The sequence below is a fragment of the Metapseudomonas boanensis genome, assembly GCF_042232855.1.
Taxonomy (GTDB): Bacteria; Pseudomonadota; Gammaproteobacteria; order Pseudomonadales; family Pseudomonadaceae; genus Metapseudomonas; species Metapseudomonas boanensis.
On the sequence record NZ_CP113889.1, the window covers coordinates 3,134,051 to 3,147,777 of the forward strand.

At 60.3% G+C, this 13,727-nt stretch carries 14 protein-coding genes; 13 read left to right on the forward strand and 1 reads right to left on the reverse strand.

Features of this window, described 5'->3' with window-relative positions:
* The first annotated feature begins 33 nt into the window (after positions 1–33).
* From OXH74_RS14485 to ispD, 5 genes are all read left to right on the forward strand, one after another.
* Complete coding sequence (locus OXH74_RS14485) at positions 34–1,665, forward strand: CTP synthase (RefSeq protein ID WP_375737624.1); 1,632 nt, start codon at positions 34–36, stop codon at positions 1,663–1,665.
* 3 nt (positions 1,666–1,668) lie between these two features.
* Positions 1,669–2,514 (forward strand): 3-deoxy-8-phosphooctulonate synthase, encoded by an 846-nt coding sequence (gene kdsA, locus OXH74_RS14490; protein ID WP_375737625.1) that lies wholly within the window; start codon positions 1,669–1,671, stop codon positions 2,512–2,514.
* A gap of 150 nt (positions 2,515–2,664) precedes the next feature.
* Positions 2,665–3,954 carry a phosphopyruvate hydratase gene (gene eno, locus OXH74_RS14495; RefSeq protein ID WP_215379234.1) on the forward strand — a complete coding sequence of 430 codons (1,290 nt, stop codon included), beginning with the start codon at positions 2,665–2,667 and terminating at the stop codon, positions 3,952–3,954.
* 185 nt (positions 3,955–4,139) lie between these two features.
* Positions 4,140–4,424 carry a cell division protein FtsB gene (ftsB, locus tag OXH74_RS14500; protein ID WP_215379237.1) on the forward strand — a complete coding sequence of 95 codons (285 nt, stop codon included), beginning with the start codon at positions 4,140–4,142 and terminating at the stop codon, positions 4,422–4,424.
* Positions 4,421–5,131 carry a 2-C-methyl-D-erythritol 4-phosphate cytidylyltransferase gene (gene ispD, locus OXH74_RS14505; protein WP_375737626.1) on the forward strand — a complete coding sequence of 237 codons (711 nt, stop codon included), beginning with the start codon at positions 4,421–4,423 and terminating at the stop codon, positions 5,129–5,131. Before ftsB ends, ispD begins: the two co-directional genes overlap by 4 nt.
* Here ispD and OXH74_RS14510 read toward each other — a convergent pair.
* Positions 5,128–6,021, reverse strand: coding sequence for a LysR substrate-binding domain-containing protein (locus OXH74_RS14510; RefSeq protein ID WP_375737627.1), 894 nt, complete (start codon positions 6,019–6,021; stop codon positions 5,128–5,130). The genes ispD and OXH74_RS14510 overlap by 4 nt on opposite strands.
* A 102-nt stretch (positions 6,022–6,123) precedes the next feature.
* Between OXH74_RS14510 and OXH74_RS14515 the strand changes: the two genes are divergently transcribed.
* The 8 genes from OXH74_RS14515 to rpoS all read left to right on the forward strand — a co-directional run bounded on the left by OXH74_RS14515 (position 6,124) and on the right by rpoS (position 13,372).
* The gene (locus OXH74_RS14515; protein ID WP_375737628.1) at positions 6,124–7,236 is read left to right on the forward strand and encodes an S-(hydroxymethyl)glutathione dehydrogenase/class III alcohol dehydrogenase; all 1,113 of its coding nucleotides are present in this window, start codon (positions 6,124–6,126) and stop codon (positions 7,234–7,236) included.
* Positions 7,237–7,332: 96 nt separating this feature from the next.
* Positions 7,333–8,175: an S-formylglutathione hydrolase gene (gene fghA, locus OXH74_RS14520; protein ID WP_375741618.1), complete on the forward strand. Its 843-nt coding sequence runs from the start codon at positions 7,333–7,335 to the stop codon at positions 8,173–8,175.
* A gap of 119 nt (positions 8,176–8,294) precedes the next feature.
* A complete protein-coding gene (gene ispF / locus OXH74_RS14525) occupies positions 8,295–8,768 on the forward strand; it encodes a 2-C-methyl-D-erythritol 2,4-cyclodiphosphate synthase (protein ID WP_375741619.1) in 474 nt (157 codons plus the stop codon).
* Positions 8,765–9,823 carry a tRNA pseudouridine(13) synthase TruD gene (gene truD, locus OXH74_RS14530; protein WP_375737629.1) on the forward strand — a complete coding sequence of 353 codons (1,059 nt, stop codon included), beginning with the start codon at positions 8,765–8,767 and terminating at the stop codon, positions 9,821–9,823. The genes ispF and truD overlap by 4 nt, the downstream gene beginning before the upstream one ends.
* Entirely contained in the window at positions 9,811–10,560 is a 750-nt protein-coding gene (gene surE / locus OXH74_RS14535; protein ID WP_375737630.1) for a 5'/3'-nucleotidase SurE, read from the forward strand. The genes truD and surE overlap by 13 nt, the downstream gene beginning before the upstream one ends.
* A gap of 41 nt (positions 10,561–10,601) precedes the next feature.
* Positions 10,602–11,237 (forward strand): protein-L-isoaspartate(D-aspartate) O-methyltransferase, encoded by a 636-nt coding sequence (locus tag OXH74_RS14540; protein ID WP_215379371.1) that lies wholly within the window; start codon positions 10,602–10,604, stop codon positions 11,235–11,237.
* A 162-nt stretch (positions 11,238–11,399) separates the two neighbouring features.
* On the forward strand, positions 11,400–12,260 hold the full coding sequence (locus OXH74_RS14545; RefSeq protein WP_375741620.1) for a peptidoglycan DD-metalloendopeptidase family protein: 861 nt from the start codon (positions 11,400–11,402) through the stop codon (positions 12,258–12,260).
* Between the two features lie 107 nt (positions 12,261–12,367).
* Complete coding sequence (gene rpoS, locus OXH74_RS14550) at positions 12,368–13,372, forward strand: RNA polymerase sigma factor RpoS (RefSeq protein WP_215379262.1); 1,005 nt, start codon at positions 12,368–12,370, stop codon at positions 13,370–13,372.
* The last annotated feature ends 355 nt before the right edge of the window (positions 13,373–13,727 follow it).

Consider the following 13,727-nt stretch of genomic DNA (forward strand, 5'->3'; position numbering starts at 1 on the left):
TTTCCGCCTAAACGCAGACTTCTAGGGTTTTTCATGACGCGCTACATCTTCGTCACGGGCGGTGTTGTTTCTTCATTGGGGAAAGGCATCGCCTCGGCATCCTTGGCCGCCATTCTGGAAGCGCGGGGGCTGAAGGTCACCATGCTCAAACTGGATCCGTACATCAACGTCGATCCTGGCACCATGAGCCCCTTCCAGCACGGTGAAGTATTCGTAACCGAGGACGGCGCCGAGACCGACCTCGACCTGGGCCACTACGAGCGCTTCGTGCGCACGACCATGACCCAGAACAACAACTTCACCACCGGCCGCGTCTATGCCGATGTCCTGCGCAAGGAGCGCCGTGGTGATTACCTGGGGGCGACCATTCAGGTCATTCCGCACATCACCGATGAAATCAAGCGTCGCATCATCAAGGGTGCCGGCGATGCCGACGTGGCTCTGGTGGAAATCGGCGGTACCGTGGGCGACATCGAGTCCCAGCCGTTCCTCGAGGCGATTCGCCAGTTGCGTGTAGAAGTCGGCGCCAAGCGCGCTATGCTGATGCACCTGACCCTGGTTCCGTACATTGCCACTGCAGGCGAAACCAAGACCAAGCCGACCCAGCATTCGGTCAAGGAACTGCGCTCCATCGGCCTGCAGCCTGATGTGCTGATCTGCCGTTCCGACCATGAGGTCGACCTGTCCTCCCGTCGCAAGATCGCGCTGTTCACCAACGTCGAAGAGCGCGCGGTGATCGCCCTGCAGGACGTCGACACCATTTACCGTATTCCTTCCGTATTGCACGCCCAGGGTCTGGATGACTTCGTAGTCGAGCGTTTCGGCTTGCAGTGCAATGGTGCCGACCTGTCCGAGTGGGATCGTGTCGTGGATGCCAAGCTGCACCCGGAAAAGGAAGTCACCATCGCCATGGTCGGCAAGTACATGGAGCTGCTGGATGCCTACAAGTCGCTGATCGAAGCGATGAGCCATGCCGGCATCCAGAACCGTACCAAGGTCAACCTGCGTTACATCGACTCCGAAGATATCGAGAACCAGGGCACCGGCCTGCTCGAAGGCGTCGATGCCATCCTGGTCCCGGGTGGGTTCGGCCTGCGCGGCGTGGAAGGCAAGATCACCACCGTGAAATACGCCCGCGAGAACAAGATTCCGTACCTCGGCATCTGCCTCGGCATGCAGGTCGCAGTGATCGAATACGCCCGCAACGTGCTGGGCTGGGCTGACGCCAACTCCACCGAGTTCGACAAGTCCTCCGGCCACCCGGTCGTCGGTCTGATCACCGAGTGGCAGGACGCGACCGGTGCAACCGAAATCCGCACCGAGGCCTCCGATCTCGGCGGCACCATGCGCCTTGGTGCCCAGGACTGCCAGCTCGAACAAGGCTCCTTGGTCCGTGGCTGCTACGGCAAGGATGTGATCGTCGAGCGCCATCGCCATCGTTACGAGGTCAACAACAACCTGCTGCCGCAACTGCAGGAGGCCGGCCTGAAGGTCTCCGGTCGCTCCGGGGACGGCGCGCTGGTGGAAGTGGTCGAGGCTCCGGATCATCCGTGGTTCGTGGCCTGCCAGTTCCACCCCGAGTTCACCTCCACGCCGCGTGACGGTCACCCGCTGTTCAGTGGTTTCGTCAACGCTGCGCTCGTGCAGAAAGCGAAGAAGGCCTGATCCATGGCGCAGAAGATCATTCGCGTTGGCGACATCGAGATCGCCAACGACAAGCCCTTCGTGTTGTTCGGTGGCATGAATGTGCTGGAGTCTCGCGACCTGGCGCTGAAAGTCTGCGAGGAATACGTGCGGGTGACCGACAAGCTCGGTATTCCCTACGTATTCAAGGCCAGCTTCGACAAGGCCAACCGCTCCTCGATCAACTCCTTCCGCGGCCCTGGCCTGGAAGAGGGGATGAAGATCTTCGAAGAGGTCAAGAAAGCTTTCGGCGTACCGGTGATCACCGACGTCCATGAGCCGTACCAGGCCGCCCCGGTGGCCGAGGTGTGCGACATCATCCAACTGCCGGCCTTCCTATCCCGGCAGACTGACCTCGTGGTCGCCATGGCCAAGACCGGCGCGGTGATCAACATCAAGAAGGCCCAGTTCCTTGCGCCGCAGGAGATGAAACACATCCTTGCCAAGTGCGAGGAGGCGGGAAATGACCAACTCATTCTCTGTGAGCGCGGTTCAAGCTTCGGTTACAACAACCTGGTGGTCGATATGCTCGGCTTCGGCATCATGAAGCAGTTCAACTACCCGGTGTTCTTCGACGTCACCCACGCCCTGCAGATGCCGGGCGGGCGCGCCGACTCCGCTGGCGGCCGCCGTGCCCAGGTCACCGACTTGGCCAAGGCCGGGATGAGCCAGGGGTTGGCCGGTCTCTTCCTCGAGGCCCACCCGGATCCGGACAATGCCAAGTGCGATGGCCCCTGCGCCCTCCGCCTGGACAAGCTGGAGCCCTTCCTCAGCCAGCTCAAGCAACTGGATGAGCTGATCAAGAGTTTTCCGCCAATCGAGACTGCCTGAACGGGCCGTTCTCCGGTAAAGTGCCGCGTGGGCGCAATCTGACTGGTTGGTCAGGTATGTGAACGCCGGGTCTGCCGACCCAGAAGCCCGGCGGCGGTAGCCTCATCCACTGCAGCAGCGTTTTCGTCAACTTTTGGAGTGCTAACAACAATGGCAAAGATCGTCGACATCAAGGGCCGCGAGGTTCTGGACTCCCGTGGCAACCCCACCGTGGAAGCCGATGTGATCCTCGAGAATGGCATCATCGGCAGCGCTTGTGCGCCGTCTGGTGCGTCCACCGGTTCCCGCGAGGCGCTGGAACTGCGTGATGGCGACAAGAGCCGTTACATGGGCAAGGGCGTTCTGAAGGCCGTGGCCAACATCAACGGCCCGATCCGCGATCTGCTGCTGGGCAAGGACGCTGCTGACCAGCAGGGTCTGGACCGCGCCATGATCGAACTGGACGGTACCGAGAACAAGGCCAAGCTGGGCGCCAACGCCATCCTCGCCGTGTCCCTGGCTGCTGCCAAGGCCGCTGCCCAGGCCAAGGGCGTACCGCTCTACGCGCACATCGCCGACCTCAATGGCACCCCTGGCCAGTACTCCATGCCGGTACCGATGATGAACATCATCAACGGTGGCGAGCACGCCGATAACAACGTCGACATCCAGGAGTTCATGGTTCAGCCGGTCGGCGCCAAGAACTTCGCTGACGCCCTGCGCATGGGCGCGGAGATCTTCCATCACCTGAAGGCTGTCCTGAAGGCGCGTGGTCTGAACACTGCTGTCGGCGACGAAGGCGGTTTCGCTCCGAACCTGGCTTCCAACGAAGACGCCTTGGCCGCCATTGCCGAAGCCGTTGGCAACGCTGGCTACAAGCTGGGCAGTGACGTGACCCTGGCCCTGGACTGCGCTTCCAGCGAGTTCTACAAGGATGGCAAGTACGACCTGTCCGGCGAAGGCAAAGCCTTCGATGCTGCTGGTTTCGCTGATTACCTGGCGGGTCTGACTCAGCGCTACCCGATCATCTCCATCGAAGACGGTATGGATGAGTCCGACTGGGCCGGCTGGAAAGGCCTCACCGAGAAGATTGGCGCCAAGGTTCAACTGGTCGGCGACGACCTGTTCGTGACCAACACCAAGATCCTCAAGGAAGGCATCGAGAAGGGCATCGGTAACTCGATCCTGATCAAGTTCAACCAGATCGGCTCGCTGACCGAGACCCTGGAGGCCATTCAGATGGCCAAGGCCGCCGGCTACACCGCGGTGATTTCCCACCGCAGCGGTGAAACCGAAGACTCGACCATCGCTGACCTTGCCGTAGGCACTGCCGCTGGCCAGATCAAAACCGGCTCCCTGTGCCGTTCCGACCGCGTGTCAAAGTACAACCAATTGCTGCGCATCGAAGAGCAGCTGGGCGACAAGGCTCCCTACCGTGGTCGTGCCGAGTTTCGTGGCTAATCCATGAATTGGTAAGTCCGTGTTGTAATCAGGCGCTGAATGCTCTTTTACTTCATGTAAACTGCGCACCTTCACCTGATTTCAACTTGCCGGTCGTCGGCCGCTGCGCGGCAGCGACGTGATTCGGCAAGGGATGGTAAAAGGGCAGCGCAAGCTGCCCTTTTCGCATGGATACTCGCTGGCAAATGAAACGCCCAAACACATACTGGTTGTTCGTTGTGCTGATCCTGCTGCTGTCTGGCTTGCAGTACCGCCTCTGGGTGGGCGATGGCAGCCTGGCTCAAGTCAGCGACCTTCAGCGCCAGATCGCCGATCAGAAAGGCGAGAACGAGCGCCTGTTGGAGCGCAACCGCATCCTCGAAGCGGAAGTGCTAGAACTGAAAAAGGGTATGGAAACCGTCGAAGAACGTGCGCGCCACGAGTTGGGCATGGTCAAGGACGGTGAAACCCTCTACCAGATTGCCGAATGAGCCAGACTGACTTTCCTTTCTTCTGGGCGATTGTGCCTGCCGCTGGCGTCGGTGCCCGAATGCGTGCCGATCGTCCCAAGCAGTACCTCGAGTTGGCTGGGCGAACCATCCTCGAGCACAGCCTGGAGTGCTTCCTAGACCACCCGCAACTCAAGCAGCTGGTGATCAGTCTCTCAGTCGATGACCCTTTCTGGCCAAGCCTGTCTTGTGCCGATGACCCACGGATCACCCGCGCCAATGGTGGTAAGGAGCGCGCTGATTCGGTGCTCAGTGCATTGTTGAAACTGGCGGAACTGGGCGCGCGCCCTCACGACTGGGTTCTGGTGCATGACGCGGCGCGTCCCAACCTTTCCCGCTTCGACCTTGACCTGCTCTTGGGTGAACTGGCCGATGATGCTGTCGGTGGTCTGCTGGCTGTGCCAGCGCGGGATACCCTCAAGCGCATCAGATCTGACGGGCGGGTTGCGGAAACTGTCGACCGCAGCCTGATCTGGCAGGCCTATACGCCGCAGATGTTCCGTTTCGGTGCCTTGCATCGGGCCTTGGCTGATGCCTTGGTGGCGGGTGCTGCGATCACCGATGAAGCTTCCGCGATGGAGTGGGCCGGGCTTGCCCCTCGCCTGGTCGAAGGGCGCGCAGATAACCTCAAGGTCACCCGGCCCGAGGACCTCGACTGGCTGCGTCAGCGCTGGTCTACACGCGGCTAGGCTTCCTCGTATTCAGGCCGCACGGCCAAGCCCTGCTTGAGCAGATCCACCAGTTGTCGGACTTTCGGTGATAGGTGTCGCTGCTGTGGATAAAGCGCCCAGACTGCGGTGTTTGGCGGGCGATGCTGTTCCAGCAGCGATATCAGTGCGCCGCTGCGCAGATGTTCGAGCACGTAATAGTCGGGCAGTTGGCACAGGCCAAAGCCTCTCAGCGCTGCATCCAGCACGGCTTGGCCGCTGTTGCAGCGCCAATTCCCCTGCACCCGTAATGAATGTTCGCGGCCCTGCTGGAGGAAGTCCCAGTGATCAGAACTGCCTATCAGGCAGTTGTGGCGCGCCAGTTCTGACAGGCTGTGGGGGCGTCCGTAGCGTTCGAGGTACGACGGTGCCGCGCAGAGGTACATGACTCGTGGTGCCAGGCGCGCGGCTACCAGGCGGGAGTCCTGCAGCCGACCGAGTCGAATGGCCAGGTCCAGGCCCTCATGCACCAGGTCGAGTGTTCGGTTACTGAGCTCGATCTCCACCCGCAACTGTGGGTGCCTGGCCATGAATTCGTTGACCAACGGCACGATGAAGCGCTCGCCATAGGCGACGGCGCAGGTCAATCGGAGGAGGCCCTTGGGCTCGCTGGTCAGGTCGCTGACTGCACGCAGTGCTTCCTCGCGGGCGTCCATCAGGCGCTGGCAATGCTGCAGGAACGTCTGTCCGGCCTCGGTGAGCGCCACTTTGCGGGTGCTGCGGTAGAACAGCCGCGTCTGGAGGCGCTCCTCCAGCCGCGCAATCTGGCGGCTGACGTGTGACGAGGAGACGCCTAGGCGCTCTGCCGCGGCCGTGAACTGACCTGACTCTGCCACGGCGACGAACTCATCCAGGCCTTCCCAGCGGCTCATTGATTATCCCTCAGCAGCAATAAAGTTTTGCGAATCGCCTGATTATTTACCAAAAGCCGGTCAACTACACTCTCCGCCACTTCAATTGGCTGGAGAGTCACCATGATCAAGTCCCGTGCAGCGGTCGCCTTTGCGGCCAATCAACCCTTGGAAATTGTCGAAGTTGACGTGGCTCCGCCCAAGGCGGGCGAAGTCCTGGTACGCATCGTGGCGACCGGTGTCTGCCATACCGATGCCTATACCTTGTCCGGCGCGGATTCCGAAGGCGTATTCCCATGCATTCTGGGGCATGAGGGTGGCGGTATCGTCGAGGCTGTGGGCGAGGGCGTTACCTCGGTGGCGGTGGGCGATCACGTGATCCCGCTGTACACCCCCGAATGTGGCGAGTGCAAATTCTGCAAATCCGGCAAGACCAACCTTTGCCAGAAGATTCGCGCGACCCAGGGCAAGGGCCTGATGCCTGACGGCACTACCCGCTTCTCCTACAAAGGTCAGCCGATCTATCACTACATGGGGACCTCGACCTTCTCCGAATACACGGTGCTGCCGGAAATCTCCCTGGCGAAGATTCCCAAGGAGGCTGCGCTGGAGAAGGTCTGCCTGCTGGGTTGCGGCGTCACCACCGGTATCGGAGCCGTACTCAACACCGCCAAGGTGGAGGAGGGTGCGACCGTGGCGATCTTCGGTCTCGGCGGCATCGGTCTGGCGGCGATCATCGGCGCCACCATGGCCAAGGCCAGCCGTATCATCGCGATCGACATCAACCCTGCCAAGTTCGAGATCGCCAAGCAGCTGGGCGCGACCGACTTCGTAAATCCGAAGGATTACGATAAGCCGATCCAGGATGTGATCGTCGAAATGACTGACGGTGGAGTGGACTATTCCTTTGAGTGCGTGGGCAACGTCCAACTGATGCGTGCCGCGCTGGAGTGCGCCCACAAGGGCTGGGGGGAGTCGGTAATCATCGGCGTTGCCGGCGCCGGCCAGGAGATCAGCACCCGCCCGTTCCAGTTGGTGACCGGTCGCGTCTGGCGGGGCTCTGCCTTCGGTGGCGTGAAGGGCCGCAGCGAGCTGCCCAGTTATGTCGATAAGGCACAAAAGGGCGAGATCCCTCTGGATACCTTCATCACTCACACCATGGGGCTGGAGGACATCAACAAGGCCTTCGACTTGATGCATGAAGGCAAGAGCATCCGCACGGTCATCCACTACTGAAGCCGCTGGGTGGATGCCGATTCATGCGTCCACCGTGCTCGGACCCCGGTGGAAAACCCGATGTGGTTTTCCACCCGACGAATCAAGGGAATCACCATGACCCTGGAAAACCTTTCCTGCCAGAAGAGCTTCGGCGGCTGGCATAAGCGCTATCGCCACCGTTCAACCAGTCTGAACTGCGACATGGTGTTCGCTGTCTACCTGCCACCGCAGGCGGAGCAGGGCGCGAAACTGCCAGTCCTTTACTGGCTCTCGGGGCTGACCTGCACCGACGAGAACTTCATGCAGAAAGCCGGTGCACTGCGCCTGGCCGCCGAGTTGGGGCTGATCATCGTTGCGCCGGATACCAGCCCGCGTGGCGCTGAGGTACCTGGCGATCCAGACGGTGCCTGGGATTTCGGCCTGGGTGCCGGCTTCTACGTAAATGCCACCCAGGAGCCCTGGGCACGGCACTACCGGATGCATGACTACGTGGTGCACGAACTGCCGGCATTGATCGAGGCCAACTTCCCCGTTTCGGACAAGCGCGGTATCAGCGGGCACTCCATGGGTGGCCATGGTGCGCTGGTCTGCGCGCTGCGCAATCCCGGCCGCTACCAGTCGCTCTCGGCCTTCGCTCCAATCAGCAATCCAATGGCTTGTCCCTGGGGTGAGAAGGCCTTTTCCCGCTATCTGGGAGATGATCGCTCGCGTTGGCGTGAGTGGGACGCCTGCGCCTTACTGGCCGAAGCCTCGGAGCGGCTGCCGATTCTGGTGGACCAGGGCGATCGCGACGACTTCCTCGTCAACCAGCTCAAGCCGGAGGCCCTGGAGGTGGCGGCGAAGATGGCGGGCCATCCGCTCACCCTGCGCCTGCAGCCGGGTTATGACCACAGCTATTACTTCATCGCCAGCTTCATCGATGATCACCTGAGACATCATGCGCAGGCGTTGGCCTGAAGCAGGGCGCCGGGAGGCCAGGACTGACTAAGCCATCGCTCGTCGGATCCGTTGCCAGCTCCCGGCCCTCTGCTTTCGGTTAGAATCCTGCGCTGACTTTTCAGGGCGTTTTTCTGATGATGCGAATTGGTCATGGCTACGACGTGCATCGCTTTGGCGAGGGTGATTTCATCACCCTCGGCGGTGTAAATATCTCCCACAAATTCGGGCTCGTCGCCCATTCCGACGGTGATGTGCTGCTTCATGCACTCAGCGATGCGCTGCTTGGCGCGGCGGCATTGGGTGATATCGGCAAGCATTTCCCGGACACCGACCCTCGGTTCAAGGGCGCGGACAGCCGCGTCCTGTTGCGACACGTCCTGGTGCAGGTAAAGGCCAAAGGCTGGAAGGTGGGTAACGTGGACACCACGATAATCGCCCAGGCACCGAAAATGGCGCCACATATCGACGCCATGCGCCGGAACATTGCAGCCGACCTCGAAGTCGATCCGGATCAGGTCAACGTCAAGGCGACTACCACGGAAAAACTCGGCTTCACCGGGCGGGAGGAGGGCATTGCCGTGCACGCGGTCGCCCTGTTGGTCGCCCTATGAACGAACTTGAACTGCTTGGGCCGCGAGCCTATGGAGAGCCGATTGGGCGTGCCCAGCTCAAGGCGACCGCTGAAGACTTCCAGGTTGATGAGGTGCTGGATATCCCCTTGGCTGGTGAGGGCGAGCATCTTTGGCTCTGGGTGGAAAAACGTGAACTGAATACCGAAGAGGCGGCGCGGCGCATCGCTCGTGCCGCAGGCGTTCCGTTGCGCGTTGTCAGTTATGCGGGGCTGAAGGATAGACAGGCACTGACGCGTCAGTGGTTCAGTCTGCACTTGCCGGGCAAGGCCGATCCCGATCTGGCATCGGCCGAGAACCCCAGTCTGCGCATCCTGAAAAGCGCCCGGCACAAGCGCAAGCTCCAACGCGGGGCCCATTCGGCCAACGGTTTCATCCTTCGGCTGACACGCCTGGAGGCGGATCGTGATGCGCTCGAGGGGCGTCTTCAGGCCATTGCTGCGGGCGGCATACCTAATTACTTCGGCCTGCAGCGTTTCGGTCATGGTGGTGGCAATGTCATTGACGCTCGTGCCTTTGCCGAACGACGTGAGCTCCCGGTGCAGCGCAACCTGCGCTCCAGGCTGCTCTCGGCAGGACGCAGTTTCCTGTTCAATCGGGTCCTGGCGGAGCGCGTGGCTGACGGCACCTGGCAGCAGGCCTGCGTTGGTGACCTTCTGGCATTCACTGATAGCCGGAGCTTTTTTGCTGCGGGCGAGGCCGAATGCAGCGACCCTCGGCTGGCGCAGTTGGACCTTCACCCTACGGGGCCCCTGTGGGGGACTGGCGAATCTTCGGCGGCTGGTAGCTGCCAGATCCTGGAGCAGCGCATTGCAGCGACTGAACCTGACCTGTGCCGCTGGTTGGCGGAAGCGGGACTGGCGCACGAACGGCGCATCCTGCGCCTCCCCATCGGCGGCCTGACGTGGCATTATCCTGAGCCTGACGTTCTGCAACTGGAATTCGTCCTGCCGGCTGGATGCTTCGCCACCGCAGTGGTGCGCGAGCTCGTCGATCTGCTGCCGGCAGGGCAGACGGAAAACCCATGCGCATTCTGATTTCCAACGACGACGGGGTTAACGCCCCGGGCCTCGCCGCTCTGTATGGCGCGCTCAAGGATTACGCTGACTGCGTGGTCATTGCGCCGGATCAGGACAAGAGCGGTGCCAGCAGTTCCCTGACACTGGACCGCCCGCTGCATCCACAGCGTCTGGATAACGGTTTCATCAGCCTCAATGGCACGCCTACCGATTGCGTGCATCTTGGGCTCAATGGGCTGCTGGACGAGCTTCCGGACATGGTGGTGTCGGGCATCAACCTGGGCGCCAACCTGGGCGACGATGTGTTGTATTCCGGAACGGTGGCTGCGGCCCTTGAAGGACGTTTCCTCGACCTGCCGGCATTTGCGTTCTCACTGCTGTCTCGCCAGCCCGACAACTTGCCCACAGCCGCCTACTTCGCTCACCGGCTGGTGGCTGCGCGGGACCAACTTGACCTGCCGCCGCGTACAGTGCTCAACGTGAACATTCCCAACCTGCCGCTGGACCATATCCGCGGTATCCAGATTACTCGCCTGGGGCACCGTGCCCGCGCTGCTGCTCCGGTCAAGGTGGTCAATCCGCGTGGAAAGGAGGGGTACTGGATTTCTGTGGCCGGTGATGCCGAGGATGGTGGCCCGGGCACCGATTTCCACGCGGTCATGCAGGGGTTCGTCTCCATCACCCCGTTGCAGCTGGACCGCACCTTCCATGATGCTCTTGGCAGTTTGGATAGCTGGCTGGAGGGGCTGTTGTGATGTCCCGCGAACAGGATGAGTTGATGCGTCGTGGAATTGGCATGACCTCTCAGCGCACTCGTGAGCGGCTGATCCAGCGTCTATACGAGGAGGGGCTGTCCAATCCGCACGTGCTCGAGGCCATCCGCCGCACGCCACGTCACCTGTTCGTCGACGAAGCCCTATCGCATCGGGCTTACGAGGACACGGCCCTTCCCATTGGGCACAACCAGACCATCTCGCAGCCCTATATGGTTGCGCGTATGACGGAGCTTCTGCTGGCTGCAGGGCCGCTCGACAAGGTAATGGAGATCGGTACCGGCTCTGGATATCAAACGGCGATCCTTGCCCAATTGGTTGAGCGTGTGTTTTCCGTGGAGCGCATCCAGGGGCTCCAGGATCGGGCCAAGGAACGGTTGTCCGAACTTAACCTGCGCAACGTAGTCTTTCGTTGGGGTGACGGCTGGGAAGGCTGGTCCGCACTTGCTCCTTACAACGGTATCATCGTCACCGCGGCTGCGGCCGAAGTGCCGCAAGCGTTGCTTGATCAACTTGCGCCGGAAGGGCGACTGGTGATTCCAGTCGGCGGCGGTGAAGTACAGCAGTTGATGCTGATCATTCGCGAAGAAAATGGATTCAGCCACCATGTGCTGGATGCCGTTCGATTCGTGCCGTTACTCAGCGGCCCTCTGGCTTGACTCTTCTCGCTCGCGGGCCGGAACGCGAGCGCAATCAACCGACCCATCAAAACCAGCTTGCCCTCCACGGTTTGTGCTGAGGGTGGCTGGCCCTTATCGATAAATCCGGCACAATACGCACGATTTCGGGATGTTGAAATAAAGGGGACTAGAGTGAGCCTTATGGCCATTCGACATAGGATTTGTGTGGGAAGGGTGCTTGTTCTGCTGCCTGTGCTGGCCATGGGCGCGCTTCTGGCCGCTTGCTCCAGCACAACACGTGATGGAGTCCAGGTGGTAGACCGTAATCATCCGCGCGCAGCGGCGGGTTCGCAGCGACAGCCCGTGACGAGCGGCCAGTACCGTGTCCAGCGAGGGGACACGATGTATTCCATCGCATTTCGTTTCGGCTGGGACTGGAAGGCCTTGGCTGCGCGAAATGGGATACCCGCACCCTACGTTATTCGTCCTGGCCAGATCATTCGATTCGATGGGCAGTCAGGGCAGGTGCGTCCGACAGCTATTGCCAAGACCTCCAGCGTTGCTCCGTCAGTGGTCTCTACAAGTGCCGCCAGTCGCCCGCAAACATCCGTCCGGCAGGCCGCCACTCCGGTTGCCACGGCGCCGAGCTCGGCTTCGGCAAGCCCCCCGATGCAGCCTGTGGGCCGCTCTGCGGCGGGCTGGGCGTGGCCAGCGAGCGGCGCGCTGATCGGTCGTTTTTCATCAAACGGGAGTTTGAATAAAGGGATTGATATCGCTGGGGAATTAGGCCAGCCTGTCCTGGCTGCGTCAGATGGTTCTGTGGTGTACGCCGGAAGTGGACTACGGGGCTACGGCGAGTTGGTAATCATCAAGCACAGCGATACCTATGTAAGTGCCTATGGACATAACCGTAGGTTGTTGGTCCGGGAGGGTCAGCAGGTCAAGGTCGGGCAGACAATTGCCGAGATGGGCTCAACGGGGACTGACCGGGTGAAGCTGCATTTTGAGATTCGCCGCCAAGGTAAGCCTGTAGACCCGCTGCAGTACCTGCCACGTCGTTGATCCAGATTCAGCCCGTTCCACCACGTTGGTAAGGACGGGCTCGGGCGGCGCCAGGGATGAAAGGCATCGTCAGGGCTTGTTGTCGAACTCAGCAAGGGACAAAAACAATGGCACTCAATAAAGAAGCGCCGGAGTTTGACGTCGATGACGAACTGCTCCTTCTGGAGCCGGGCGTCATATTGGACGAAGCATTGACCGAGGAGAATGACGCGCCTCTGCCTGCCGCTAAATCCAGACACTCAACCTCACCCAAGCAGCACAAGTATATCGACTACACCCGCGCGCTTGACGCGACCCAGCTTTACCTCAACGAAATCGGTTTTTCCCCCCTGCTTACTCCGGAAGAAGAAGTGCATTTCGCGCGCTTGGCTCAGCGCGGAGATCCGGCTGGGCGCAAGCGCATGATCGAAAGCAACCTGCGCCTGGTAGTCAAAATCGCCAGACGCTATGTCAATCGCGGACTATCGTTGCTTGACCTGATCGAAGAGGGGAACCTTGGCCTGATCCGGGCTGTGGAGAAGTTCGACCCGGAGCGGGGATTCCGATTCTCCACTTACGCCACTTGGTGGATCCGCCAGACCATCGAACGCGCAATCATGAATCAGACGCGGACCATTCGGTTACCGATTCATGTGGTCAAGGAACTGAACGTCTACCTGCGGGCTGCGCGCGAACTCACCCATAAGCTCGACCACGAACCCTCTCCGGAGGAGATTGCCAACCTGCTGGAGAAGCCGGTTGATGAGGTCAAGCGGATGCTCGGCCTCAATGAGCGGGTGACTTCGGTGGATGTATCGCTTGGTCCAGACTCTGACAAGACGTTGCTGGATACGCTGACCGACGATCGTCCGACCGACCCTTGTGAACTACTACAGGACGATGATCTTTCCCAGAGTATTGATCAGTGGCTATCGGAATTGACCGATAAGCAACGTGAAGTGGTGATTCGGCGCTTCGGCTTGCGTGGCCACGAAAGTTGCACGCTTGAAGAAGTGGGGCAGGAGATCGGTCTGACTCGCGAGCGCGTGCGCCAGATTCAGGTCGAGGCGCTCAAGCGTCTGCGGGAGATTCTGGAGAAGAATGGGTTGTCCAGTGACTCATTGTTTCAATAGTGTCACACAGCTCAGCAGAGCCCGGCTTTAGCCGGGCTTTTTTATGCGTGGCGATGTAAGTGATTGCTTACACGTGGTGTAGGTGATCACCAGAACTGGCGGAAAGTTAACAACGAAAAAATGTGTGAAAAATTATGTAAGTTATTGAAAATAAATAATAAATTATTTTTGAAGTACTCTTTGAACGTTGCGTTTCTGTTTTTCTGCGGGCTTGCCCGTTAGTTCCGGATTGCTAATATCACCCCTGCGTACAGGACGTATGCAGGTCGACACCGGACGTTGACCAGGACATCGTAGGACACGATTCATCAGGATGATGAACAAGGAATACAGGGAATAGGGACAAAAGAGTGGG

Bases quoted from the DNA above. Each gene is read 5' to 3' on its own strand.
- OXH74_RS14485 (WP_375737624.1), top strand. From the start codon at position 34: ATGACGCGCTACATCTTCGTCACGGGCGGTGTTGTTTCTTCATTGGGG.
- kdsA (WP_375737625.1), top strand. From the start codon at position 1,669: ATGGCGCAGAAGATCATTCGCGTTGGCGACATCGAGATCGCCAACGAC.
- eno (WP_215379234.1), top strand. From the start codon at position 2,665: ATGGCAAAGATCGTCGACATCAAGGGCCGCGAGGTTCTGGACTCCCGT.
- ftsB (WP_215379237.1), top strand. From the start codon at position 4,140: ATGAAACGCCCAAACACATACTGGTTGTTCGTTGTGCTGATCCTGCTG.
- ispD (WP_375737626.1), top strand. From the start codon at position 4,421: ATGAGCCAGACTGACTTTCCTTTCTTCTGGGCGATTGTGCCTGCCGCT.
- OXH74_RS14510 (WP_375737627.1), bottom strand. From the start codon at position 6,021: ATGAGCCGCTGGGAAGGCCTGGATGAGTTCGTCGCCGTGGCAGAGTCA.
- OXH74_RS14515 (WP_375737628.1), top strand. From the start codon at position 6,124: ATGATCAAGTCCCGTGCAGCGGTCGCCTTTGCGGCCAATCAACCCTTG.
- fghA (WP_375741618.1), top strand. From the start codon at position 7,333: ATGACCCTGGAAAACCTTTCCTGCCAGAAGAGCTTCGGCGGCTGGCAT.
- ispF (WP_375741619.1), top strand. From the start codon at position 8,295: ATGCGAATTGGTCATGGCTACGACGTGCATCGCTTTGGCGAGGGTGAT.
- truD (WP_375737629.1), top strand. From the start codon at position 8,765: ATGAACGAACTTGAACTGCTTGGGCCGCGAGCCTATGGAGAGCCGATT.
- surE (WP_375737630.1), top strand. From the start codon at position 9,811: ATGCGCATTCTGATTTCCAACGACGACGGGGTTAACGCCCCGGGCCTC.
- OXH74_RS14540 (WP_215379371.1), top strand. From the start codon at position 10,602: ATGACCTCTCAGCGCACTCGTGAGCGGCTGATCCAGCGTCTATACGAG.
- OXH74_RS14545 (WP_375741620.1), top strand. From the start codon at position 11,400: ATGGCCATTCGACATAGGATTTGTGTGGGAAGGGTGCTTGTTCTGCTG.
- rpoS (WP_215379262.1), top strand. From the start codon at position 12,368: ATGGCACTCAATAAAGAAGCGCCGGAGTTTGACGTCGATGACGAACTG.